The sequence below is a fragment of the Caballeronia sp. LZ024 genome (assembly GCF_031451455.1).
In the GTDB taxonomy this organism is placed as follows: domain Bacteria; phylum Pseudomonadota; class Gammaproteobacteria; order Burkholderiales; family Burkholderiaceae; genus Caballeronia; species Caballeronia telluris.
The window spans coordinates 2,355,934-2,378,687 of sequence record NZ_JARUXL010000001.1 but is presented as its reverse complement, the minus strand read 5'-3'; the positions used below and the strand labels follow the sequence as shown (position 1 = coordinate 2,378,687).

At 64.3% G+C, this 22,754-nt stretch carries 22 protein-coding genes; 20 read left to right on the top strand and 2 right to left on the bottom strand.

The features are described from left to right. Nucleotides 1-44 precede the first annotated feature (44 nt). The 16 genes from QCE48_RS10775 to cysM all read left to right on the top strand — a co-directional run bounded on the left by QCE48_RS10775 (nucleotide 45) and on the right by cysM (nucleotide 16,402). The gene (locus QCE48_RS10775; RefSeq protein WP_087632680.1) at nucleotides 45-659 is read left to right on the top strand and encodes a DUF2059 domain-containing protein; all 615 of its coding nucleotides are present in this window, start codon (nucleotides 45-47) and stop codon (nucleotides 657-659) included. Nucleotides 660-843: 184 nt separating this feature from the next. Beyond that, nucleotides 844-1,926 (top strand): 3-phosphoserine/phosphohydroxythreonine transaminase, encoded by a 1,083-nt coding sequence (gene serC / locus QCE48_RS10770; RefSeq protein ID WP_309787856.1) that lies wholly within the window; start codon nucleotides 844-846, stop codon nucleotides 1,924-1,926. A gap of 57 nt (nucleotides 1,927-1,983) precedes the next feature. Then, on the top strand, nucleotides 1,984-3,066 hold the full coding sequence (gene pheA, locus QCE48_RS10765) for a prephenate dehydratase (protein ID WP_309787857.1): 1,083 nt from the start codon (nucleotides 1,984-1,986) through the stop codon (nucleotides 3,064-3,066). A 39-nt stretch (nucleotides 3,067-3,105) separates the two neighbouring features. Next, entirely contained in the window at nucleotides 3,106-4,218 is a 1,113-nt protein-coding gene (gene hisC, locus QCE48_RS10760; protein WP_309787858.1) for a histidinol-phosphate transaminase, read from the top strand. 36 nt (nucleotides 4,219-4,254) lie between these two features. After that, nucleotides 4,255-5,226, top strand: coding sequence for a prephenate dehydrogenase/arogenate dehydrogenase family protein (locus QCE48_RS10755; RefSeq protein WP_309787859.1), 972 nt, complete (start codon nucleotides 4,255-4,257; stop codon nucleotides 5,224-5,226). Between the two features lie 78 nt (nucleotides 5,227-5,304). Continuing rightward, complete coding sequence (gene aroA / locus QCE48_RS10750; protein ID WP_309787860.1) at nucleotides 5,305-6,612, top strand: 3-phosphoshikimate 1-carboxyvinyltransferase; 1,308 nt, start codon at nucleotides 5,305-5,307, stop codon at nucleotides 6,610-6,612. 49 nt (nucleotides 6,613-6,661) lie between these two features. Then, nucleotides 6,662-7,345 carry a (d)CMP kinase gene (gene cmk, locus QCE48_RS10745; RefSeq protein ID WP_309787861.1) on the top strand — a complete coding sequence of 228 codons (684 nt, stop codon included), beginning with the start codon at nucleotides 6,662-6,664 and terminating at the stop codon, nucleotides 7,343-7,345. A 205-nt stretch (nucleotides 7,346-7,550) separates the two neighbouring features. Next, nucleotides 7,551-9,266 (top strand): 30S ribosomal protein S1, encoded by a 1,716-nt coding sequence (gene rpsA / locus QCE48_RS10740; protein WP_309787862.1) that lies wholly within the window; start codon nucleotides 7,551-7,553, stop codon nucleotides 9,264-9,266. 22 nt (nucleotides 9,267-9,288) lie between these two features. Beyond that, a complete protein-coding gene (locus QCE48_RS10735; protein ID WP_087632659.1) occupies nucleotides 9,289-9,615 on the top strand; it encodes an integration host factor subunit beta in 327 nt (108 codons plus the stop codon). 297 nt (nucleotides 9,616-9,912) lie between these two features. Further along, the gene (locus QCE48_RS10730; RefSeq protein ID WP_087632660.1) at nucleotides 9,913-10,206 is read left to right on the top strand and encodes a lipopolysaccharide assembly LapA domain-containing protein; all 294 of its coding nucleotides are present in this window, start codon (nucleotides 9,913-9,915) and stop codon (nucleotides 10,204-10,206) included. A gap of 66 nt (nucleotides 10,207-10,272) precedes the next feature. Then, entirely contained in the window at nucleotides 10,273-11,448 is a 1,176-nt protein-coding gene (gene lapB / locus QCE48_RS10725) for a lipopolysaccharide assembly protein LapB (RefSeq protein WP_309794127.1), read from the top strand. A gap of 89 nt (nucleotides 11,449-11,537) precedes the next feature. Continuing rightward, on the top strand, nucleotides 11,538-12,929 hold the full coding sequence (locus tag QCE48_RS10720; RefSeq protein ID WP_309787864.1) for a UDP-glucose/GDP-mannose dehydrogenase family protein: 1,392 nt from the start codon (nucleotides 11,538-11,540) through the stop codon (nucleotides 12,927-12,929). After that, nucleotides 12,907-13,896 (top strand): D-glycero-beta-D-manno-heptose-7-phosphate kinase, encoded by a 990-nt coding sequence (gene rfaE1 / locus QCE48_RS10715; RefSeq protein WP_309787865.1) that lies wholly within the window; start codon nucleotides 12,907-12,909, stop codon nucleotides 13,894-13,896. Before QCE48_RS10720 ends, rfaE1 begins: the two co-directional genes overlap by 23 nt. 7 nt (nucleotides 13,897-13,903) lie before the next feature. Then, on the top strand, nucleotides 13,904-14,896 hold the full coding sequence (gene rfaD / locus QCE48_RS10710) for an ADP-glyceromanno-heptose 6-epimerase (protein WP_309787866.1): 993 nt from the start codon (nucleotides 13,904-13,906) through the stop codon (nucleotides 14,894-14,896). A gap of 84 nt (nucleotides 14,897-14,980) precedes the next feature. Beyond that, the gene (locus QCE48_RS10705; protein WP_309787867.1) at nucleotides 14,981-15,325 is read left to right on the top strand and encodes a helix-hairpin-helix domain-containing protein; all 345 of its coding nucleotides are present in this window, start codon (nucleotides 14,981-14,983) and stop codon (nucleotides 15,323-15,325) included. A gap of 174 nt (nucleotides 15,326-15,499) precedes the next feature. Then, nucleotides 15,500-16,402 (top strand): cysteine synthase CysM, encoded by a 903-nt coding sequence (gene cysM, locus QCE48_RS10700; RefSeq protein ID WP_309787868.1) that lies wholly within the window; start codon nucleotides 15,500-15,502, stop codon nucleotides 16,400-16,402. Nucleotides 16,403-16,492: 90 nt separating this feature from the next. Here the strand turns inward: cysM and mltB are convergent, their stop codons facing one another. After that, entirely contained in the window at nucleotides 16,493-17,671 is a 1,179-nt protein-coding gene (gene mltB / locus QCE48_RS10695; protein ID WP_309787869.1) for a lytic murein transglycosylase B, read from the bottom strand. A 224-nt stretch (nucleotides 17,672-17,895) separates the two neighbouring features. Here mltB and QCE48_RS10690 point away from each other — a divergent pair, with 224 nt between their 5' ends. After that, nucleotides 17,896-18,819 carry a histone deacetylase family protein gene (locus tag QCE48_RS10690; RefSeq protein WP_309787870.1) on the top strand — a complete coding sequence of 308 codons (924 nt, stop codon included), beginning with the start codon at nucleotides 17,896-17,898 and terminating at the stop codon, nucleotides 18,817-18,819. Between the two features lie 8 nt (nucleotides 18,820-18,827). Here the strand turns inward: QCE48_RS10690 and QCE48_RS10685 are convergent, their stop codons facing one another. Next, nucleotides 18,828-19,718: an alpha/beta hydrolase gene (locus QCE48_RS10685; RefSeq protein WP_309787871.1), complete on the bottom strand. Its 891-nt coding sequence runs from the start codon at nucleotides 19,716-19,718 to the stop codon at nucleotides 18,828-18,830. Between the two features lie 194 nt (nucleotides 19,719-19,912). On the opposite strand from QCE48_RS10685, the gene QCE48_RS10680 reads away from it, so the two are divergent. Genes QCE48_RS10680 through QCE48_RS10670 form a run of 3 tightly spaced genes read left to right on the top strand, consistent with a single transcriptional unit; the run spans nucleotide 19,913 to nucleotide 22,410 of the window. Beyond that, nucleotides 19,913-20,947, top strand: coding sequence for a methionine ABC transporter ATP-binding protein (locus QCE48_RS10680; RefSeq protein WP_116565620.1), 1,035 nt, complete (start codon nucleotides 19,913-19,915; stop codon nucleotides 20,945-20,947). Continuing rightward, nucleotides 20,937-21,590 carry a methionine ABC transporter permease gene (locus QCE48_RS10675; protein ID WP_087632671.1) on the top strand — a complete coding sequence of 218 codons (654 nt, stop codon included), beginning with the start codon at nucleotides 20,937-20,939 and terminating at the stop codon, nucleotides 21,588-21,590. Before QCE48_RS10680 ends, QCE48_RS10675 begins: the two co-directional genes overlap by 11 nt. Nucleotides 21,591-21,615: 25 nt before the next feature. Then, a complete protein-coding gene (locus QCE48_RS10670; RefSeq protein ID WP_309787872.1) occupies nucleotides 21,616-22,410 on the top strand; it encodes a MetQ/NlpA family ABC transporter substrate-binding protein in 795 nt (264 codons plus the stop codon). The last annotated feature ends 344 nt before the right edge of the window (nucleotides 22,411-22,754 follow it).

The window sequence follows — 22,754 nt, the reverse complement described above, 5'->3', positions numbered from 1 at the left end:
CGGTGTCGCACGGCTGTTTTGAATACTTTTCAAAGGGAGTAATGATGCAAAAACGATTTAAACAGTGGATGTTGCTGGCCGCCCTCGTGCCGACCTTCGCGATGGCTCAGTCGCTCCAGAATCAGGCCCCGAACCAGGCAGCCGCTCCGGCCGCCCCGGCAGCGGCGCCGGTCGATTCTGCGAAGCAGGCGGCCATCAACGATCTGCTGAGCGCCATCGACGCGCAAAAGCTCGTCGGTGCCATCGGCAACAGCGCGCAGATGCAATCGAAGCAGCTCGTTCCGGCAATCCTGTCGGACGCGCTCTCCGAAAACAAGTCGATGAACGACAAGCAGAAGCAGGCCGCCGTGCCGGCGCTGCAGAAGAACGCCGTGCCGAAGCTGGTTGACGCGGCAGGCCAGGTGTTCGCGACGGATTCGTTCCGCCAGGACGCCATGAAGGCTCAGTTCGACGCCTACGCGAAGTACTACACGACGGAAGAAATCAAGGACCTGACGGCGTTCTACAAGAGCCCGACCGGCCGCAAGTTCATCCAGGTGCAGGATCAGGTTGGCCGTGACGTCGTCAACGGCCTGATGCAGAAGTACATGCCGCAAGCCATCAAGGCGACGCGCACGCAGGCCGACGCTGAAGTCGCCAACGTGAAGCCGGCCAAGTAAGGCGCTGATCGGCCTGAACCGTCCGTCTGGGCGGGCGCCGTGCGGCGCCCGCGGATTGGCGGGTTTTCAGGACGGTGCGATAATGGCTGTTTGCGCGAAAGCGCAAACAGCCATTTCTTTTCCGGGCGCGGTTTTCCGTATGTGTTGTTCCTTCCCGCCGCGCCAGGCCATTCGGGGTTCCTAGATGCGCGTGTTCAATTTCTCCGCCGGTCCTGCGGCGATGCCCGAAGAAGTGCTGCGCCAGGCAGCCGACGAGATGCTCGACTGGAACGGCAGCGGCATGAGCGTGATGGAGATGAGCCACCGCGGCGCCGAGTTCATGTCGATCCACGAAGCCGCGCTCGCCGATCTTCGCGAGTTGCTGCAAGTGCCGGCGTCGCACCGCATTCTCTTTTTGCAGGGCGGCGGTATCGGCGAAAACGCCATCGTGCCGATGAACATGCTCGGCACGAAGCAGACCGCCGATTTCATCGTGACCGGTTCCTGGTCGCAGAAGTCGTTCAAGGAAGCGCACAAGTACGGCACGCCGCACATCGCCGCGAACGGCAAGACGGAGCAAGGTTTCACGCACGTGCCGCGCATCGCCGAGTGGCATCTCTCCGACAACCCCGCCTACGTGCATTTGTGCACGAACGAAACCATCGACGGCGTTGAGACCTTCGAGATTCCCGATCTCGGCGACATTCCGCTCGTCGCCGATGCGTCGTCGCACATCCTGTCGCGCCCGATGGACATCGCCAAGTACGGCGTGCTCTTCGGCGGCGCGCAGAAGAACATCGGCATGGCGGGCGTGACCGTCGTCATCGTGCGCGAGGACCTGCTCGACCGCGCGCTCTCGATTTGCCCGTCGGCGTTCGAATGGAAGACGGTCGCCGAGAACAATTCGATGTACAACACGCCGCCCACCTACGCGATCTACATCGCGGGCCTCGTCTTCAAGTGGCTGAAACGGCAGGGCGGTCTGGAAGCGATCGAGGCGCGCAACGCCGAAAAGGCGAAGCTGCTCTACGACACCATCGATTCCAGCGATTTCTACGTCAACAAGGTGGAGCGCCAGTCGCGTTCGCGCATGAACGTGCCGTTCTTCCTCGCCGACGAATCGCGCAACAGCGATTTCCTGGCCGGCGCGAAAGCGCGCGGGCTGCTGCAACTGAAGGGCCACAAGTCCGTAGGCGGCATGCGGGCATCGATCTACAACGCGGTGCCGATCGAGGCCGTGAAAGCGCTCGTCGAATACATGAAGGATTTCGAGCAGGGCCGCGCGTAGCCTGCGCGTCTTGCACTCCGCACTTTGACTTGCCCTCAACGCCCGCCCGCAAAACGCATGGACGACGATCTCAATTCAAGACTCAAACCGCTGCGCGAACGCATCGACGCGATCGACGCGCAACTCATCGCCCTTCTGAACCAGCGCGCGGAAGTGGCGCTGGAAGTCGGCGAGGTGAAGAAGCATTTCAACGCGCCCGTGTTTCGTCCCGAGCGCGAGATGCAGGTGATCCAGCGCCTGCAGGACATGAGCGACGGCCCGCTCGGCTCTGATCACATCAGCGCGATCTGGCGCGAGATCATGGCCGCGAGCCGCGCGCTCGAACAGACGATCCGCGCCGCGTTTTTGGGGCCGGTCGGCACCTATAGCGAGCAGGCGATGTTCGAATACTTCGGTCATTCGATCGAAGGCGTGCCGTGTCCGTCGATCGACGAAGTGTTTCGATCGGTCGAAGCGGGCGCAGCGGAATTCGGCGTCGTGCCGGTCGAGAATTCGGCGGAAGGCGCGGTGTCGCGCACGCTCGACCTGCTGCTGCAATCGTCGCTCACGATCGGCGGCGAACTGGCGCTGCCGATTCATCACAATTTGCTGACCTCGACCGGCAAGCTCGACGGCGTGACGCGCGTCTTCGCGCATCCGCAGGCGCTCGCGCAGTGCCAGCGCTGGCTCACGGCGAACGTGCCGCATCTCGAACGGCAGGCGGTGTCGAGCAACGCGGAAGCGGCGCGCCTGGCGGTGAACGATCCGACCGTCGCGGCCATCGCCGGCGATCGCGCCGCGACGCACTACGGGCTCGGCGCGGTCTTCACGCATATCCAGGACGATCCGCACAACCGCACGCGCTTCGTGATGATCGGCAAGCAGCCGACCGGTGCGAGCGGTCACGACCAGACCTCGCTGATCGTGTCGGTGGCGAACGAACCCGGCGCGGTGTTCAAGCTGCTGGAGCCGCTCGCGGCTCACGGGGTGTCGATGACGCGCTTCGAGTCGCGCCCGGCACGCGTGGGCACGTGGGAGTACTACTTCTACATCGATGTGGAAGGGCATCGCGACGACTCGTCCGTCGCGGCCGCGCTCGCCGAACTCGGCCAGAAGGCCGCTTTCCTGAAGATCCTCGGCTCGTATCCGCGCGCCCGCTAACGCGCGAGCTCGCCGCATCGACTGGAACTGGAGAACACCATGACATCGCAATTCGGCCCTTCGTATGTGCGCGCCATCGCGCCGTACATCGCCGGCAAGCCGATTTCCGAAGTGGCCCGCGAGTTCGGCCTGAACGAAGCGAGCATCGTCAAGCTCGCGTCGAACGAGAATCCGCTTGGCATGCCGGCGTCGGCGAAGCGCGCGATGACGCTCGCCATCGAGGAACTCGGGCGCTATCCGGATTCGAACGGCTTCGAACTGAAGGCTGCGCTCGGCGAACGCTACGGCGTGCCGCCGGAATGGATCACGCTTGGCAACGGCAGCAACGACATCCTCGAAATGGCGGCGCACGCGTTCGTCGAAAAGGGGCAGTCGATCGTCTATTCGCAGTATTCGTTCGCGGTCTATGCGCTCGCGACGCAGGGCCTGGGCGCGCGCGCGATCGTCGTGCCGGCGGTCGAATACGGCCACGACATCGATGCGATGTTCGCCGCCATCGAGGACGACACGCGCCTCGTCTTCGTCGCGAACCCGAACAATCCGACCGGCACGTTCATCGACGGCCCGGCGCTCGAAGCGTTCATCGCGAAGGTGCCGCGCCACGTGGCGATCGTGCTCGACGAGGCGTACACCGAATATCTCCCGGCTGATAAACGCTACGATTCGATCGATTGGGTGCGCCGCTACCCGAATCTGCTCGTATCGCGCACGTTCTCGAAGGCGTTCGGGCTCGCGGGCCTGCGCATCGGCTTTGCGGTTGCGCAGCCCGAACTCACCGATCTGCTCAACCGCCTGCGTCAGCCGTTCAACGTCAATTCGCTCGCGCAGGCGGCCGCGGTCGCCGCGCTGAACGACCGCGCGTTCCTCGACGAGAGCGCGTCGGTGAATGCGCGCGGCTACCGGCGGCTGACCGATGCGTTCGATCAGCTCGGGCTTGCCTACGTGCCGTCCTACGGCAATTTCGTGATGGTGCGCGTCGGGCACGACGACGCCGCCGGCGCGCGCGTGAATCTCGCGTTGCTCAAACAGGGCGTGATCGTGCGGCCGGTCGGCAACTACGGTCTGCCGCAGTGGCTGCGCATCACGATCGGGTTGCCGGCGGAGAACGAAGCCTTTATCGCCGCGCTCGAGAAGTCGCTCGCGTCCGTCTGAACCCGCGCGCCGCAAGGCGCTTTTTGGCAAGGTCCCGTGGCTGCGTTCACTTTCAACAAACTGGTTATTTTCGGCGTCGGGCTGATCGGCGGATCGCTCGCGCGCGCGTTGCGCGAACGGGCGGGGCTCGCGGGCGAGATCGTCGGCGTCGGGCGCTCGGCGAAGTCGGTCGCGCGTGCGCTGGAACTCGGCGTGATCGACGCGGCGGTTCCCATCGACGACGACCGGGCGCTCCGCTCGGCACTCGAAGGCGCCGATGTCGTGCTGCTCGCCGCGCCCGTTGCGCAGACGGAGCCGCTCCTCGCGCGCATCGCGCCGTTTCTCGACGCGCGCACGGTCGTGACGGACGCCGGCAGCACGAAAAGCGATGTCGTCGCGGCGGCGCGCGCGGCGCTCGGCGCGCGGATCGCGCAGTTCGTGCCCGCGCATCCGATTGCAGGCCGCGAGTCGAGCGGCGTCGATGCCGCGTTGTCCGAGCTGTACGTCAACCGCAATGTCGTGCTGTGTCCGCTCGCCGAAAACGCGGCGGAGTCGGTCGAACGCGTCGCCGCGATGTGGCAGGCGGCCGGCGCCGCCGTGCACCGGATGAACGAGGCGCAGCACGATCGCGTGTTCGCGGCGGTGAGCCATTTGCCGCACGTGCTCTCGTTTGCGCTCGTCGAACAGATTCTCGAAGCGCCCGACGCCGCGCTCAAGTTTTCGTTCGCCGCGGGCGGATTCCGCGATTTCACGCGCATCGCGGCGTCGAGCCCGGAAATGTGGCGCGACGTGTGCGTCGCGAACCGGGCGGCGCTGCTCGCGGAACTCGACGCATACACGGCCGTGCTCGCGCGCTTTCGCGCGGCCATCGACGCCGCCGACGGCGCCGCGCTGGAAGCGGCGTTCGACCGCTCGCGCGCCGCGCGCACCGAATGGCAGGAACGCGGGACGATCGACGCGGCCAAGGCGAACGGCGCATCCGGCACGACGAACGCGCCCAAATCCGCCGACGACTTCCCCGCGAAATAGACGTACACCGAGACGTACACCGAGACGCACACCGAGACGCACACCCCGCAGCCATAGGCGCGAATTAAGGACTTAATCATGGAATATCTCGATCTCGGACCTTTCTCACGTGCGTCCGGCACGGTCCGGCTGCCCGGCTCGAAGAGCATTTCGAACCGCGTGCTGCTGCTGGCCGCGCTGGGCGCGGGCGACACCACGATCACGAACCTGCTCGACTCCGACGACACCCGCGTGATGCTCGCCGCGCTGGCCGCGCTCGGCGTGACTGTCCGGAACGACGGCGAGCGCTGCATCGTGACGGGCACCGGCGGCGCGTTTCCGGTCAAGACGGCCGAACTCTTTCTCGGCAACGCGGGCACGGCGGTGCGCCCGCTGACGGCCGCGCTCGCGGTCAACGGCGGCGAATATCGCGTGCACGGCGTGCCGCGCATGCACGAGCGGCCGATCGGCGATCTCGTCGACGGTCTGCGGCAAATCGGCGCGCGCATCGACTACGAACTGAACGACGGCTTTCCGCCGCTCAAGATTCACCCGGCGCAGATTGCCGTCGACAAGCCGATCCGCGTGCGCGGCGACGTGTCGAGCCAGTTCCTCACGGCGCTTCTGATGACCTTGCCGCTTGTGAAGTCGCCGGGCGGCGCGATTCACGTCGAAGTCGAAGGCGAACTGATCTCGAAGCCGTACATCGACATCACGATCCGGCTGATGGAACGCTTCGGCGTTACGGTAGAGCGCGACGGCTGGGCGCGCTTCACCGTGCCGGCGGGCGCGCAGTACCGGTCGCCGGGCACGATCATGGTGGAAGGCGATGCATCGTCGGCGTCGTATTTTCTGGCGGCGGGCGCGATCGGCGGCGGTCCGGTGCGCGTGGAGGGCGTCGGACGCGCGAGCATCCAGGGCGACGTCGGTTTCGCCGACGCGCTGATCCGCATGGGCGCGAACGTGATGATGGGCGACGACTGGATCGAGGTGCGCGGAGTCGAATCGGACGACGGGCGGCTCGCGGCCATCGACATGGATTTCAACCTGATCCCCGACGCCGCGATGACGATCGCGGTCGCCGCACTTTTCGCCGACGGCCCGACGACGCTGCGCAACATCGCGAGCTGGCGCGTGAAGGAAACCGACCGCATCGCCGCGATGGCGACCGAATTGCGCAAGGTCGGCGCGACGGTGGAAGAGGGCGTGGATTACCTGATCGTCACGCCGCCCGCCGAAGCGCGCACGCCCAACGCCGCGATCGACACCTACGACGACCACCGCATGGCGATGTGCTTTTCGCTCGTCGCGCTCGGCGGCGTGCCGGTGCGCATCAACGACCCGAAGTGCGTCGGCAAGACTTTTCCCGACTATTTCGACCGCTTCGCGACGCTCGCAAAACCCTGAACCACCCGAACGACATGACTGTAACAACGCGTTTGCGCACCCTCATTCAATGAAACCGACCCGTCCCTTTCATCAGACCCCGGTCATCACCATCGACGGGCCGACGGCATCGGGCAAGGGCACGGTCGCCGCGCTGGTCGCCGCGACGCTCGGTTTCCACCTGCTCGACAGCGGCGCGCTCTACCGCCTGACCGCGCTCGCGAGCCTGCGCTACCGCATCGATGCGGGCGACGCCGACGCCCTTGCAAAACTCGTCGACGCGCTCCACATCACGTTTCGCGAAGGTTGCGCGCAACTCGACGGCGTGGACGTATCGGCGGAAATCCGCGCCGAGGAAGTCGGCAACCGGGCTTCCGCGATCGCGGTTCACCCGGAGGTCAGGCGCGCGCTGATTGCCCGCCAGCGGGCGTTCCGCAAGCTTCCGGGCCTCGTCGCGGACGGCCGCGACATGGGCACGGTCATCTTCCCGGATGCCACCCTGAAGGTCTTCCTGACGGCGAGCGTCGAAGCCCGCGCGGCCAGACGGTATAAGCAATTGATACAAAAAGGTTTTTCTGCTAATATGGAAAACTTGCTGAGAGATTTGCGTGAACGAGACGCGCGCGACAGCAATCGCGCCGCCGCGCCACTCAAGCCCGCAGCGGACGCAAAGACGCTGGACACATCCGGCTTATCCATCGACCAGGCGGTCGAGCAGATCATCGGCTGGTTCAGCGAAGTGAGCGTCGAGTAGCAGCAAAGAAGCGGCAGCAAAGAAGCGGTAAAAAGCAGCAAGGCTGGCGAGGCATCGCCGGTTCGCAAGGTGCTCCGTGAGAAACACGGAGCGTGTTTCAACCCCTTAACCCCGCGTGGCGTTCGCCTTTTTTGCCATTTTTTGCCTTTTGGCCCTCGGCCAGACAGGCAGGCATCGCGAAATAGCCAGGCAACTATCGATTTTTATGTCCGACCTGCAAACCTCCACCCCGAATACCGAATCTTTCGCGGCTCTGTTCGAAGAGTCGCTGACCAAGCAGGACATGCGCGCCGGCGAAGTGATCTCCGCTGAAGTCGTGCGCGTCGACCACAACTTCGTGGTCGTCAACGCTGGTCTCAAGTCCGAAGCCTACATTCCGCTCGAAGAATTCCTGAACGACGCGGGCGAGGTCGAAGTGCAGGCGGGCGACTTTGTTTCCGTCGCGATCGACGCGCTGGAAAACGGTTACGGCGACACCATCCTGTCGCGTGACAAGGCGAAGCGCCTCGCTTCGTGGCTGTCGCTGGAAAAAGCGCTCGACAACAACGAACTCGTGACCGGCACGATCACGGGCAAGGTCAAGGGCGGCATGACCGTCATGGTCAACGGCATCCGCGCGTTCCTGCCGGGTTCGCTCGTCGACACGCGTCCGGTCAAGGACACGACGCCGTATGAAGGCAAGACGCTCGAATTCCGCGTCATCAAGCTCGACCGCAAGCGTAACAACGTGGTGCTGTCGCGCCGCGCCGTGATCGAAGCCACGCAAGGCGAAGAGCGCGCGAAACTGCTCGAGACGCTGAAGGAAGGCGCGATCGTGGAAGGCGTGGTCAAGAACATCACCGACTACGGCGCGTTCGTGGACCTCGGCGGCATCGACGGCCTGCTGCACATCACCGACATCGCATGGCGCCGCGTGCGTCACCCGAGCGAAGTTCTGTCGGTCGGCCAGGAAGTCACCGCGAAGATCCTCAAGTTCGACCAAGAGAAGAACCGCGTCTCGCTCGGCATCAAGCAACTCGGCGACGATCCGTGGGAAGGCATTTCCCGCCGTTACCCGTCGGGCACGCGCCTGTTCGGCAAGGTCACGAACATCACCGACTACGGCGCATTCGTCGAAGTGGAATCGGGCATCGAAGGCCTGGTTCACGTGTCGGAAATGGACTGGACGAACAAGAACGTTGCACCGTCGAAGGTCGTGCAGCTCGGCGACGAAGTCGAAGTCATGGTTCTCGAAATCGACGAAGACCGCCGCCGTATCAGCCTCGGCATGAAGCAGTGCAAGCCGAATCCGTGGGATGACTTCAGCCGCAACTTCAAGAAGGGCGACAAGATCAGCGGCGCCATCAAGTCGATCACCGACTTCGGCGTGTTCATCGGTCTGCCTGGCGGCATCGACGGTCTGGTTCACCTCTCGGACCTGTCGTGGTCGGAAACCGGCGAAGAAGCCGTGCGCAAGTACAAGAAGGGCGACGAAGTCGAAGCCGTGGTTCTGGGCATCGACGTCGAGAAGGAACGCATTTCGCTCGGCATCAAGCAGCTCGAAGGCGATCCGTTCAGCAACTTCGTCGCGATCAACGACAAGGGCGCAATCGTCGACGGCATCGTGAAGTCGGTCGATCCGAAGGGCGCGGTCATCACGCTGTCCGGCGAAGTTGAAGGCTACCTGCGTGCTTCGGAAATCGCGCAAGACCGCGTGGAAGACGCTCGCAACGTGCTGAAGGAAGGCGACAAGGTCAATGCGATGATCATCAACATCGACCGCAAGTCGCGCGGCATCAACCTGTCGATCAAGGCCAAGGATTCGGCCGAGCAACAGGAAGCGATGCGCGGTCTGGCAGCATCGGACTCGAACGCCGCTGCTACCGGCACGACCAACCTCGGCGCGCTGCTCAAGGCCAAGCTCGACGGCCAGAACAGCTAAGCCTTAACGGTACTGCTGCAGTATGACCAAATCGGAATTGGTCGCCCAACTGGCGTCGCGATTTCCGCAACTTGTCCTCAAGGATGCGGATTTCGCGGTGAAGACGATGCTCGATGCGATGTCGGAAGCTTTGGCTAACGGTCACCGCATCGAAATTCGCGGCTTCGGCAGCTTCGGGCTCAATCGTCGTCCGTCGCGTGTCGGGCGCAATCCGAAGTCGGGTGAAAAAGTGCTGGTGCCGGAGAAATTCGTGCCGCACTTCAAGCCGGGCAAGGAATTGCGCGAACGCGTCGACGGCCGCGCAGGCGAGCCGCTGAAAGCGTCCGATGACGAAGACGACGATCTCTGATCGGCGTCGGAATCGAAGGCCGCCGTGTCCCGCCAGACGGCAATGACCGGAAAAAAGCACCCCACGGGGTGCTTTTTTTTCGTCCGACGCTTTCGTGTGCGCCAACGCAGGCGCGCATGGGTTCGACTCTTGCTGCAGCAGGCGATGCCGTTTCACTCTTACCGGCCGTCAGCCGTTGCACTGCCGGGGATACGCATCAATTACAATACCGGTCACTTTCGGCCCGGGTGTCGCTCGCGCGGATTCACGCGCGCAGTCAAACCGATGCCGTCCGCCACCGCCGTCGAGAGAGTCTCCATGAAATTTTTTGTCTGGCTGATCCGTGTTCTCGTCTTCGTGCTGCTGCTGGTTCTGGCGCTCGCCAACACGCAGACCGCGGAACTCAAGTTCCTCGCTGGCTATGTGTGGCAGGCGCCGCTGATCCTGATCGGCCTCGCATTTTTTGTCGTCGGCTTGCTGGCAGGGCTCGTGTCCGCGCTGCCCGCGATGTTCCGCTTGCGCATGGAAAACGGCCGTCTGAAGCGCGAACTGCGCATCGCGCGCGAGCAGCCGGTCGCGGTGGAAGAGCCGCCGATGCCGCCGCTCATCTGAGCCGCCGCCGGCCACGCCGGCACCCCAAACCCGACTCACCGACCTTACCGACCTTCAACGCATCGCATGGATCTAGACTTCTGGTGGCTGCTTGTCATTCCTGTCGCATTTGCGCTCGGCTGGATGGCATCGCGCTATGACCTGAAAACGCTGCTGTCCGAGAACGCGAATCTGCCGCGCTCGTACTTCCGCGGCCTGAATTTTCTGCTCAACGAACAGCACGACAAGGCGATCGATGCCTTCATCGAAGTCGCGAAGCTCGATCCGGAAACCATCGAATTGCACTTTGCGCTCGGCAACCTGTTTCGCCGGCGCGGCGAGACCGACCGCGCGATCCGGGTGCATCAAAACCTGCTGAGCCGCGCCGATCTGCCCGATGCCGAGCGCGATCACGCGCTTTTCGAACTCGGCCAGGACTTTTTGAAAGCGGGCCTGCTCGACCGCGCCGAGGAAACGTTCCGCTCGCTCGAAGCCGGCGAGTACGCGCTGGGCGCCCCGCGCGCGCTCCTGACCATCTACGAGATCGAGAAGGACTGGCCGAAGTCGATCGTGACGGCCGAGCGCATCGAGAAAATGGGCGCGCCGACGCTCGCAAAGGAAATCGCGCATTTTCACTGCGAACTCGCGCAGGAAGCGCTGCAGCGCAAAAACCCCGACGACGCGCGCGCCGAGCTGAAACTGGCGCTCGACGCGAACCCGGACAACGTGCGCGCGACCATCCTCGCGGGCGACGTCGATGCGGCGGCCGGCAATCTCGTCGGCGCGATTGCGTGCTGGAAGCGCGTCGAGGAGCAGAATGCGGCTTATCTGCCGCTCGTCGCCGAGAAATTGATGAACGCGTACAGCGCGCTCGATCGCGCGGAAGAAGGCGTCGATCTGCTGACCGACTATGTGAACCGCTATCCGTCGAACGACCTGCTCGACGTCGCGTTCAAGCACGTCGAGGCACTGCGCGGCCTCGACGCCGCGCACACGCTCGCGCGCAAGCAGATGCAAAGCTCGCCGAATCTCGCGGGCATGACGCGTCTGCTCGAAGCGCAGGAAGCGGTCGCGGAAGAGCCGCGTCGCGGCGAACTGCAACTGATGCGCACGCTCGTCAAGCAGCGCACCAAGAACCTGCCGCGTTATACGTGTCAAACTTGTGGTTTCCGCGCACGTCTTTTCTACTGGCAATGTCCCGGCTGCAGCGGCTGGGAAACGTATGCGCCGCGCCGCGTCGAGCCGATCACGGCGTCGGCCTGACAGCGCGAGCGGCAAGCCCGCCGGTATGAGGCGCTCGGGCCATCCCCCGTTCGCGTGCCTGCCGGCAACCTCAGACAACGGGAACGCGTATGAAAATTACCATCGTCGGCACGGGTTACGTCGGTCTGGTGACCGGCGCGTGCCTTGCTGAAATCGGCCACGACGTGTTTTGCGTCGACGTCGATCCCCGCAAGATCGAGATCCTCAACAACGGCGGCGTGCCGATCCACGAACCGGGCTTGCTGGAAATGCTCAAGCGCACGCGCGCGGCCGGCCGCATCCAGTTCTCGACGGACGTCGAGGCGAGCGTGAAGCACGGTGAAATCCAGTTCATCGCGGTCGGCACGCCGCCCGACGAAGACGGTTCCGCCGACCTGCAATACGTGCTCGCGGCGGCGCGCAATATCGGCCGCCATTCGAACGGCTTCAAGGTGATCGTCGACAAGTCGACGGTGCCGGTCGGCACGGCGCTTCAGGTGCGCAAGGTCGTCGCGGAAGAACTGAAGGCGCGGGGGCTCGATACGTCGGACGAGCACGGCTTTTCCGTCGTATCGAATCCGGAGTTCCTGAAGGAAGGCGCCGCGGTCGACGATTTCATGCGCCCGGACCGGATCGTGATCGGTCTCGACGACGACGAAGCCGGCAGCATTGCGCGCGACAAGATGAAGCGGCTCTACGCGCCGTTCAACCGCAACCACGAACGCACGCTGTACATGGACGTGCGCTCGGCCGAGTTCACAAAGTACGCGGCCAACGCGATGCTCGCGACGCGCATCTCGTTCATGAACGACCTGTCGAATTTGGCGGACACCGTCGGCGCGGACATCGAAGCGGTGCGTCGGGGAATCGGTTCGGATCCGCGCATCGGCTATCACTTTCTCTATGCGGGCTGCGGCTACGGCGGCTCGTGCTTCCCGAAGGACGTGCAGGCGCTCGTGCAGACGGCGCGTGAGAACGGCCATCGGTTGCGCATTCTCGAATCGGTCGAGGAAGTGAACGACGCGCAGAAGGAAGTGCTCGTGAACAAGATCACGAAGCGCATGGGCGAAGACCTCCGCGGGCGCACGTTCGCCGTGTGGGGCCTCGCGTTCAAGCCGAACACGGACGACATGCGCGAGGCGTCGAGCCGGCGTCTGATCGATTCGCTGCTCTCGCGCGGCGCGACCGTGCGCGCCTACGATCCGGTGGCGCTCGACGAAGCGCAGCGCGTGTTCGCGCTCGATCTCGCCGGCCGTCCGGACGACCTGAACCGCCTCTGGTTCGTGAGCTCGCAGAAGGAAGCGCTGCCCGGCGCCGACGCGCTCGTGATCGTCACCGAGTGGAAGGAATTCAAGAGCCCGGACTTCGCGCATCTGAAGAGCGAGCTGAAAATGCCGGTCGTCTTCGATGGCCGCAACCTGTACGAACCCGAGGCGATGGCCGAACTCGGCATCGACTATTACGCAATAGGACGTCCCCATGTCGAACTCGCCGGCGCCTGATCAGAAGCCCGAACAGTCAGGCAAGCAGGCACCCATTCCGGTGGTGCCGCGCGCACGCATCTCGGCGGCGCGTGTGCTGGTCGTCGGCGATGTGATGCTCGACCGCTACTGGTTCGGCAACGTCGACCGCATCTCGCCGGAAGCGCCCGTGCCGGTCGTGCACGTGCAGAAGAAGGAAGACCGTCTCGGCGGCGCGGCGAACGTCGCGCGCAACGCGGCGGCGCTCGGCGCGCAGGCGGGACTGCTGTGCGTCGTCGGGCACGACGAGCCGGGCGAGCGCGTGGTCGAACTGCTTGGCGAGAGCAAGGTCGCGGCGTATCTCGAACGCGATCCCGAACTGCTCACGACGATCAAGCTGCGGGTGCTGTCGCGCCAGCAGCAGTTGCTGCGCGTCGATTTCGAGAACTCGCCGACGCACGAAGTGCTGCGCGCGTGCCTCGCGCGCTTCGGCGATCTTTTGCCGCAGCACGACGTCATCCTGATGTCGGACTACGCGAAGGGCGGCCTGACGCACGTCACGCAGATGATCGCGGACGCGAAGCGCGCGGGCAAGCCGGTGCTCGTCGATCCGAAGGGCGACGACTGGGACCGCTATCGCGGCGCCACGCTCATCACGCCGAACCGCGCGGAATTGCGCGAAGTGATCGGGCACTGGAAGTCGGAGGAGGATCTTCATGAGCGCGTCGCGAAGCTGCGCCGCGAACTCGAATTCGACGCGCTGCTGCTCACGCGCTCGGAGGAAGGCATGACGCTCTTCACGAACGATCGCGTCGTGCACACGCAGGCCGACGCGCGCGAAGTCTACGACGTGTCCGGCGCGGGCGACACCGTCATCGCGACGGTCGCGACCATGCTTGGCGCGGGCGTGCCGCTGATCGACTCGATCGCCTACGCGAACCGGGCGGCGGGCATCGTCGTGGGCAAGCTGGGCACGGCGACTGTCGACTACAACGAACTTTTCGCTTGAGATCATCATGACCATCATCGTCACCGGCGCGGCCGGGTTCATCGGCAGCAACCTCGTGAAGGCGCTCAACGATCGCGGCGAACAACGCGTGATCGCGGTCGACAACCTCACGCGCGCGGACAAGTTCAAGAATCTCGTCGATTGCGAGATCGACGACTACCTCGACAAGACCGAGTTCGTCGAGCGGTTCAAGCGCGGCGATTTCGGCCGTGTGCGCGCGGTGTTCCATGAAGGCGCCTGTTCGGACACGATGGAAACCGACGGCCGCTACATGATGGACAACAACTTCCGCTACAGCCGCGACGTGATGGACGCGTGCATGAAGCAGGACGTGCAGTTCCTGTACGCGTCGTCGGCGGCGACGTATGGCGGATCGAGCCAGTTCGTCGAGGAACGCGAGTTCGAGAAGCCGCTGAACGTCTACGGCTATTCGAAATTCCTCTTCGACCAGATCGTGCGCCAGACATTGCCCCAAGCGAACACGCAGATCGTCGGCTTTCGCTATTTCAACGTGTACGGGCCGCGCGAGACGCACAAGGCGCGCATGGCGTCGGTGGCGTTTCACAACTTCAACCAGTTCCGCGCGGAAGGGCGCGTCAAGCTCTTCGGCGAATACAACGGTTACGCGGCGGGCGAGCAGACGCGCGATTTCGTCTCGGTCGAAGACGTGGTGAAGGTCAATCTCTTCTTCTTCGATCATCCGGAAAAGTCGGGCATCTTCAACCTCGGCACGGGGCGCGCGCAGCCGTTCAACGACATCGCATCGACCGTGGTGAACTCGCTGCGTGCGATGGACGGCGAGGCGTCGCTGTCGCTCGCGGAACTCGTGCAGCGTGGGCTGATCGAGTACATTGCGTTTCCCGACGCGCTGCGCGGCAAGTATCAGTGCTTCACGCAGGCCGACCAGTCGAAGCTGCGCGCAGCCGGCTACGACGCGCCGTTTCTGAGCGTGCAGGAAGGCGTCGATCGCTACGTGCGTTGGCTATTCGGCCAGCTATAAAAGCACGGTTCGTTTTTTTAAACTGGGTCTCACGGTCAGCGAGCGACGCTGACCGGTTCCTCACGGTTCTCAAGGGAGACTCAGATGATCAAGAAAGTAATCGCAGCGTTCGCGCTCGCCATGGCGGTCGGTTCCGTATTCGCGGCCGTCGACGTCAACACCGCCAACACCGACGCCTTGCGCGGCATCAAGGGCATCGGACCGGCAAAAGCCAAAGCCATTCTCGACGAACGCCAAGCGCACGGCCCGTTCAAGGACGCCGCCGAACTCGGCAAGCGCGTGAAGGGCATGGGCGGCAAGACGGTCGAACGCCTGCAGGCCGAGGGTCTCACGATCGGGCCGGCCAGCAAGACGGCCGCCGCTGCCCGTCCGGGCTCGGCTGCCTTCACGGCGAGCGCGGCGGGACAACCCGTCGTCGTGAAGAAGTAGAAGGGGCGCGGCGCACGCTGCCGACGCGCCGGTCGGCTCGTGCGCCGCTTTTTGTCGCTTTGCTGTTCGCGGTGGCCTGATCCGCAATCCCTGAAGCCGATAGGGGCGGTCGGCGTCGAAATGACCGGTGGGCTACAATCGTTGGATTCCCCGCCTCGTACGAACGCTCCGCTTATGGCTTACATGACAATCGAAGACACGATCGGCAACACGCCGCTCGTGCAGCTCGTCCGCCTCGTCGACGACGACATTCGCAGCCGCAACAACGTGGTTCTCGCCAAGCTGGAAGGCAACAATCCGGCGGGCTCGGTGAAGGACCGCCCGGCGCTCTCGATGATCAAGAAGGCGGAAGAGCGCGGCCGCATCAAACCCGGCGACACGCTGATCGAAGCGACGAGCGGCAACACGGGCATCGCGCTCGCAATGGCCGCGGCCGTGCGCGGCTACAAGATGCTGCTGCTGATGCCGGAAGACCTGTCGGTCGAGCGGCGCCAGAGCATGTCGGCCTACGGCGCGCAGATCGTGCTCACGCCTGTCACGGGCGGCATGGAATACGCACGCGATCTCGCCGAGCAGATGCAGCGCGAAGGCCGCGGCATCATCCTCGATCAGTTCGCCAATCCGGACAATCCGCTTGCGCACTACGAAGCAACCGGCCCCGAACTGTGGCGCCAGACCGAAGGGCGCATCACGCACTTCGTCTCGGCGATGGGCACCACCGGCACGATCATGGGCGTGTCGCAATTCCTGAAGGAAAAGAACGAGAAGATCGAGATCATCGGTGCGCAGCCGGAAGAGGGCTCGCGCATTCCGGGCATCCGCAAATGGCCGGAAGCCTATCTGCCGAAAATTTTCGACCGCAGCCGCGTCGACCGCGTGGAGAACGTGAGCCAGGCCGCATCGGAAGCGATGGCGCGCAGGATGGCCTCGGTCGAAGGCATTTTCAGCGGCATATCGTCGGGCGGTGCGTGCGAAGTCGCGCTGCGCATCGCGCGCCAGGTGGAGAACGCGACCATCGTGTTCATCGTCTGCGACCGGGGCGACCGCTATCTGTCGACGGGCGTATTTCCCGCCTGAGCCCGATTTCAGGCGCACCATGCAAAAGGCCGTTCCGACTGGGTCGGAACGGCCTTTTGTTTTCAGGCGCTCATGGCGAGTGCCGATGCCTCATTGCACCGCCGTGCCGGTGTCGCCTGCTGCAATCCGCGCCTTCACAGCTTCGCCCAGCTGATAAACCGCGAGCGCGTAGAAGAAGCTGCGGTTGTAGCGCGTGAGCGCATAGAAATTGCGCGTGCCGAGCGTGTATTCGGTGGGACGGCCGGGCGTCGGCAAATCGACGACCGTCACCGGCGTAGCGGCTTCCGCCGCGACATTCAGTCCCGGCTCGTTGAGCAGCATGCCCGCCTTGAGCAGTTGCGCGAGCGACCAGCGCGGTTCCGGCTGACCGTCGGCGCCGGCCTGCGCGATGCCCTGGCTGCCTTCGTCGCCGGCGATGCGCCACACGACCGGACGGCCCGCTTCCCAGCCGTGCTTGTTCAGATAGTTCGCGACGCTCCCGATCGCATCGGCCTGGCTCGTGCGCAAGTCGATGCGGCTGTTGCCGTCGTAATCCACTGCGTACTGGACGATGCTGCTCGGCAGAAACTGCGGAATCCCGATCGCGCCGGTGTACGAGCCGAGCACGGTGGTCGGATCGATCTGCGCATCGCGCGTCCATACGAGCAGGTCTTCGAGATTCTTGCGGAACGTCGCCTGCCGCTCCGCGCGGTTCGGCGTGTTCGGGTAGTCGAAGGTGAGCGTCGTGAGCGCGTCGAGCGCGCGGAAGTTGCCCATGTAGCGGCCGTAGATCGTCTCCACGCCGATGATCCCGACGATCACCTCCGGCGGCACGCCGTATTGCTCGGACGCGCGCTGCAAGGTCGCCTGATTGGTGCGCCAGAATTTCACTCCGGCGTTGATGCGCACCGGCTCGATGAAGCGCGACTGATACGCGCGCCAGTTTTTGACCGAAGGGGTCGGCGCGGGGAGGACGAGCTTGACCGCCGTCGCCGAATAGCTGACCCGGTTGAAGAGATCGTGCAGCGCGCTCGAATCGAAATCGTAGCGGGCGACCATGTCGTTGATGAACGCATCGACATTGCGGTTGTTCGCGTAGCGCTGCGGAACGATTTCTTCCTCGAAGACCTGCCCTTGCTGCGTCGGGGTTTGCGGCTGCGATTGCGCGAACGCATTCGCGGCGACGAGACCGCCGAGCGCAAAAACGACGACAGCCCTGGAAACGACGGAAGCGAAGGAACGAGGCCTGAACGCGTCCGGCAGAGCAAGCGGGGCAAACTTGAAGGTCATGGTGTGCGTTGTTGTAACGATGTGTGGCAGTGCGTCCGACAGTCGGGGCAGTATAACCGACGCCTCCTTGCCGGGAACCGCAAGAAGCCTGCCGCGCATGGCGATGAACGGCGCGCTCGAGGGGTGTGGTAACTTAACGTCAATCGCGCGGCATGTGGTCGCGCGTATGACGAAAAGACACGAGACACGCGGACCCGGCGCCACGCGGGCCGCCGAGAACGACCATGGCGACCGGCTTCTATTCCCACCCCGACTGCCTCCTCCACGACATGGGCGCGTGGCATCCCGAATGCCCGGGCCGTCTGCAGGCGATCGAAGATCAACTGATCGCGAGCCGCATCGATGCGCTGATCGAGCGCGAAGACGCGCCGCTCGCCGACGAAGCCGAACTCGCGCGCGTGCACACGCAGGCGCATATCGACTTCATCAAGCATCGGCAGCCGCTCGAAGGGCGCGCCGAGATCGATCCCGACACGACGATGTGTCCGCGTTCCTACCAGGCGGCGTTGCGCGCGGCGGGCGCGGCGATCGCGGCGACGGATGCCGTGATCGAAGGCCGTTTCGACAACGCGTTCTGCAGTGTGCGTCCGCCGGGACATCACGCCGAGCCGGCCCGCGCGATGGGCTTCTGCTTCTTCAACAACATCGCCGTCGCTGCGCGCCACGCGCTGGAAGTGCACGGTTTGCAGCGCGTCGCGATCATCGATTTCGACGTGCATCACGGCAACGGCACGGAAGCCGCTTTTTCCGGCGACCCGCGCGTGCTGATGTGCAGCTTCTTCCAGCATCCGTTTTATCCGTACACCGGCGCCGACAGTCATGCGCCGAACATGGTGAACGTGCCGATGCCCGCGTACACCAAGGGCATGGCGGTGCGCGAGGCGGTCGACATGCTGTGGCTGCCGCGACTCGACGCGTTCAAGCCGGAGATGATCTTCGTGTCGGCGGGGTTCGACGCGCATCGCGAAGACGATCTCGGCAACATGGGCCTCGTCGAGGACGACTACACCTGGCTCACCGAGCAGATTCGCGCGGTCGCGGACAAGCACGCGAAAGGGCGCATCGTGAGTTCGCTGGAAGGCGGGTACAACCTGTCGGCGCTCGGGCGCAGCGTCGTCGCGCATGTGCGGGCGCTGGCGGGCATCTAGCCGTATTTTCACATCCTCGCGCGCGCCAGATCGGCGCGCACGAGCGTCCACTCGACGAGCTCGCGGATCACGCGGTCGCGATCGAGATCGTTCAGCGTCTCGTGATAACTGCCGTCGAACATGAAGAGCATGCTGTCGGTCGAGCCGACGTTCGCGTCGAACGTGCGGCTGCCGGCGGGTTCCGTGAGCTTGTCGGCGGTGCCGTGGAAGATCAGCACCGGCAGCGTGATCGACGCGCGCTTCGCCGCGATGCGCGCCATCGCCGCGACGATTTGCGCGCCGGTGCGCGCGGGAATCGCACCATGATGCACGAGCGGATCGCGCCGGTTCGCCTCCACCACACCGGGCGCGCGCGACAACAGCGCGGGATCGATGGTTAGCGCCGGAGCGCGCGGCGCCAACCGGCTGACGAGCCGGCCCATTGCCAGTTTCCAGCGCGGCACGTCGTGGCCCGGTTCGAGCGCGGCGCTCGACAGGATCAGGCCCGCGAGCTTGCGCTTCTGCGCGCGCTCCGCCACGTAGAGCGCGGCGACCGCGCCGCCCATGCTGTGGCCCATCAGAAAGAGCGGCACGTTCGCGGGCGGCGTGGTTTCAGCGGCTTCGACCAGCACGTCGGCGTCGAGCAGATAGTCGTCGAATCGCTCGATCCACGCCCGTTCTCCCGACGATTTCCCATGCCCGCGCAAATCCACCGCGATCAGTTCGATGCCCGCGGCGTTCAGGCGCAACGCGAACGCGTCGTAACGCCGCGCGTGTTCGGCAAGACCGTGCACGAGCGCGATCCGCGCGACCGGCCGTCCGTCGACGGTCGCCGGCTGCCAGCGATGCAGAAACAGTGCGACGCCCTGACGCGTGGTGATCGTGCTGGTCGAATAGGTGCTGCGCGCGGGAATGCTCATGGGATGCCGGCTATTTTTGAGATGAAGCGATGATAATCGAGCCGTTCTTTAATGTCCGCGAGTTATGACGCACGCAAAATTCATTATTAAACCGAATGAGGCGGGTGCGGTAAAATTTGGGATTGACACTAAGAACTTTCCACGGCGGCCGGCTCCCGCGACATCCGCACGGAGCCTCCGCCGTTTGTATTTACATGATCGAAATACGCAATCTGTCGCAGCGGTTCGCGGGACCGCGGGGCTGGGTCGAAGCGCTGCACAACGTCAATCTGACGATTCCCGCCGGCGAAGTGTTCGGCATCATCGGGCGCAGCGGCGCCGGTAAAAGCACACTGGTCCGCACCATCAACCTGCTCACGCGGCCGAGCGAAGGCAGCGTGATCGTCGACGGACGCGATCTCACCACGCTCGCGCCGCCCGAGTTGCGCGCCGCGCGTCGCGACATCGGCATGATCTTCCAGCACTTCAACCTGCTCTCGTCGCGCACGGTGTTCGACAACGTCGCGCTGCCGCTCGAACTCGCCGGCATGAAGCGCGCCGAGATCGAAGCGACCGTCGCGCCGCTCCTCGATCTTGTCGGGCTGACCACGCAGCGCGACCGCTATCCCGCGCAGATCAGCGGCGGGCAGAAGCAGCGCGTCGGCATCGCGCGGGCGCTCGCGAGCAAGCCGAAGGTGCTGCTCTCCGACGAAGCCACGTCCGCGCTCGATCCCGAAACCACGCGCGCGATTCTCGACCTGCTGCGCAAGATCAACCGCGAACTCGGCCTGACGATCGTACTCATCACGCACCAGATGGACGTCATCAAGCAGGTGTGCGATCGCGTCGCCGTGCTCGACGCGGGGCGCGTGGTCGAAGAGGGCAAGGTCGTCGATGTGTTCATGCAGCCGCATCACGAAGTCACGCGCGCGCTGATCGGCGACGTCATCGCGCACGAACTGCCGCCCGCCATGAAGGCGCGCGTCGCCGAGCGGCTCAGGACGGGCAGCGGCCACTTGCTGCGTCTCGCGTTCACGGGCTCGGGCGTCGACCAGCCGATCCTCTCCGAGACGATCCGCCGCTACGAACTCGATTTCAACATCCTGCACGGCCAGATCGACGAGATCCAGGGGCAGGCGTTCGGCTCGCTCGCGGTGCTCGCGGGCGGTCAGCCGGTGAAGATCGCCGAGGCGATTACGTATTTGCGTGAACAGGGCGTCGTGGTGGAGGAGCTTTCGCATGTTGAGTGAAATGTTCGATATGTTCGTGCAGTCGTTCTGGGAAACGCTCGTGATGGTGGGCATCTCGGGACTCGTCGGCGCCGCGGTCGGGCTGCCGCTCGGCGTGCTGCTCTATCTCACCGACCGCGACGGCGTGTTGCAGAACGTCGCGGTGAATCGCGTGCTCGGCGGCGTCGTCAATGCGGTGCGCTCGACGCCGTTCATCATCCTGCTCGTCGCGGTGATTCCGTTCACGCGGCTCGTCGTCGGGTCGTCGATCGGCACGGCCGCTGCCGTCGTGCCGCTCACCATCGCCGCCGCGCCCTTCATCGCGCGGCTCGTCGAAACCGCGCTGCGCGAAGTCGATCGCGGGCTGATCGAAGCGGCGCAGGCAATGGGCGCGACCACGAGCCAGATCGTCTTCAAGGTGCTGCTGCCGGAATCGCTGCCGGGCGTCGTCGCCGGGCTGACGATCACGTTCGTGTCGCTCGTCGGCTATTCGGCGATGGCGGGCGCGATCGGCGGCGGCGGTCTCGGCGATCTCGGCATCCGCTACGGTTATCAGCGCTTTTTGCCCGAAGTGATGCTGACGGTCGTCGTGATCCTGATCGTGTTCGTACAACTCGTACAGTCGTTCGGCGACTGGCTCGTGCGCCGTCTCAGTCACAAATAACGCTTACTCACTCATCAAAAAAACCATGCAACGTCGATTCATTTTGAAGTTTGCCGCCGCGCTTTCCGCCGTCTCGCTCTTCGCGGGCGTCGCTCACGCCGATGAAGCCATCAAGGTGGGCGTCACCGGCGGCCCGCACGCGCAGATCATGGAAGTCGTGAAGCAGGTCGCCGCGAAGAACGGCCTGAAGATCACGATCGTCGAATTCTCCGACTACGTGCAGCCGAACGCCGCGCTCGCCGCCGGCGACCTCGACGCGAACAGCTACCAGCACGCGCCGTATCTCGATGCGCAGGTGAAGGACCGCGGCTACAAGCTGATCAAGCTCGCCGACACCGTCACGTTCCCGATGGGCATCTATTCGAAGAAGATCAAGTCGCTCGCCGAACTGAAACCGGGCGCGCGCATCGCGGTGCCGAACGATCCGACCAACGGCGGCCGCGCGTTGTTGCTGCTGCAAAAACAAGGCCTGCTGAAATTGCGCGCGGATGCGGGCCTGAAGGCGACGCCGCTCGACGTCGTGGACAACCCGAAGAAGCTGAAGATCGTCGAACTCGACGCGGCGCAGATTCCGCGCTCACTTAACGACGTCGATGCCGCCGCGATCAACACGAACTTCGCAATGGAAGCGGGTCTGAAGCCGAAGTCGGACGCGATCGCGATCGAAGATCCGAAGGGACCGTACTCGAACATCATCGCGATTCGCGCCGCTGACAAGGACAAGCCGTGGGTCGCGAAGCTCCTCGCCGCGTATCACTCGGCGGAAGTGAAGCAGTATATCGAGGGCAAATACGCGGGCGCCGTGATCGCGGCGTGGTAAGACGCCCGGACGCAGGTCGATTTGCACTTCGGGTTTCTTTCTATTTAAAATAGCACGATCGTTCGATAATATTCGGACCATGCTGATTGATCGGCAACCCGGCGGCCGCTCTCGACCATTCGGTGGATCGGAGGGCAGGCGTCGCTCGTATAATGAGACGCTGGGTTGACGTAATCGTAACTTTGGAGCGTGTGCATGAAAATCCTGGTGCCAGTGAAAAGAGTGGTCGACTACAACGTCAAGGTTCGCGTGAAGTCGGACGGAAGCGGCGTCGATATCGCGAACGTGAAGATGTCGATGAATCCCTTCGATGAGATCGCGGTGGAAGAAGCGGTGCGTCTGCG

What these genes read in the sequence shown, in the direction of transcription:
- mltB (WP_309787869.1), bottom strand. Translation starts at nt 17,671, where the DNA reads ATGACCTTCAAGTTTGCCCCGCTTGCTCTGCCGGACGCGTTCAGGCCT.
- hisC (WP_309787858.1), top strand. Translation starts at nt 3,106, where the DNA reads ATGACATCGCAATTCGGCCCTTCGTATGTGCGCGCCATCGCGCCGTAC.
- QCE48_RS10670 (WP_309787872.1), top strand. Translation starts at nt 21,616, where the DNA reads ATGCAACGTCGATTCATTTTGAAGTTTGCCGCCGCGCTTTCCGCCGTC.
- lapB (WP_309794127.1), top strand. Translation starts at nt 10,273, where the DNA reads ATGGATCTAGACTTCTGGTGGCTGCTTGTCATTCCTGTCGCATTTGCG.
- cmk (WP_309787861.1), top strand. Translation starts at nt 6,662, where the DNA reads ATGAAACCGACCCGTCCCTTTCATCAGACCCCGGTCATCACCATCGAC.
- QCE48_RS10680 (WP_116565620.1), top strand. Translation starts at nt 19,913, where the DNA reads ATGATCGAAATACGCAATCTGTCGCAGCGGTTCGCGGGACCGCGGGGC.
- aroA (WP_309787860.1), top strand. Translation starts at nt 5,305, where the DNA reads ATGGAATATCTCGATCTCGGACCTTTCTCACGTGCGTCCGGCACGGTC.
- QCE48_RS10735 (WP_087632659.1), top strand. Translation starts at nt 9,289, where the DNA reads ATGACCAAATCGGAATTGGTCGCCCAACTGGCGTCGCGATTTCCGCAA.
- rfaE1 (WP_309787865.1), top strand. Translation starts at nt 12,907, where the DNA reads ATGTCGAACTCGCCGGCGCCTGATCAGAAGCCCGAACAGTCAGGCAAG.
- QCE48_RS10675 (WP_087632671.1), top strand. Translation starts at nt 20,937, where the DNA reads ATGTTGAGTGAAATGTTCGATATGTTCGTGCAGTCGTTCTGGGAAACG.
- QCE48_RS10685 (WP_309787871.1), bottom strand. Translation starts at nt 19,718, where the DNA reads ATGAGCATTCCCGCGCGCAGCACCTATTCGACCAGCACGATCACCACG.
- serC (WP_309787856.1), top strand. Translation starts at nt 844, where the DNA reads ATGCGCGTGTTCAATTTCTCCGCCGGTCCTGCGGCGATGCCCGAAGAA.
- QCE48_RS10690 (WP_309787870.1), top strand. Translation starts at nt 17,896, where the DNA reads ATGGCGACCGGCTTCTATTCCCACCCCGACTGCCTCCTCCACGACATG.
- QCE48_RS10775 (WP_087632680.1), top strand. Translation starts at nt 45, where the DNA reads ATGCAAAAACGATTTAAACAGTGGATGTTGCTGGCCGCCCTCGTGCCG.
- rpsA (WP_309787862.1), top strand. Translation starts at nt 7,551, where the DNA reads ATGTCCGACCTGCAAACCTCCACCCCGAATACCGAATCTTTCGCGGCT.
- pheA (WP_309787857.1), top strand. Translation starts at nt 1,984, where the DNA reads ATGGACGACGATCTCAATTCAAGACTCAAACCGCTGCGCGAACGCATC.
- QCE48_RS10720 (WP_309787864.1), top strand. Translation starts at nt 11,538, where the DNA reads ATGAAAATTACCATCGTCGGCACGGGTTACGTCGGTCTGGTGACCGGC.
- QCE48_RS10730 (WP_087632660.1), top strand. Translation starts at nt 9,913, where the DNA reads ATGAAATTTTTTGTCTGGCTGATCCGTGTTCTCGTCTTCGTGCTGCTG.
- QCE48_RS10705 (WP_309787867.1), top strand. Translation starts at nt 14,981, where the DNA reads ATGATCAAGAAAGTAATCGCAGCGTTCGCGCTCGCCATGGCGGTCGGT.
- rfaD (WP_309787866.1), top strand. Translation starts at nt 13,904, where the DNA reads ATGACCATCATCGTCACCGGCGCGGCCGGGTTCATCGGCAGCAACCTC.
- cysM (WP_309787868.1), top strand. Translation starts at nt 15,500, where the DNA reads ATGGCTTACATGACAATCGAAGACACGATCGGCAACACGCCGCTCGTG.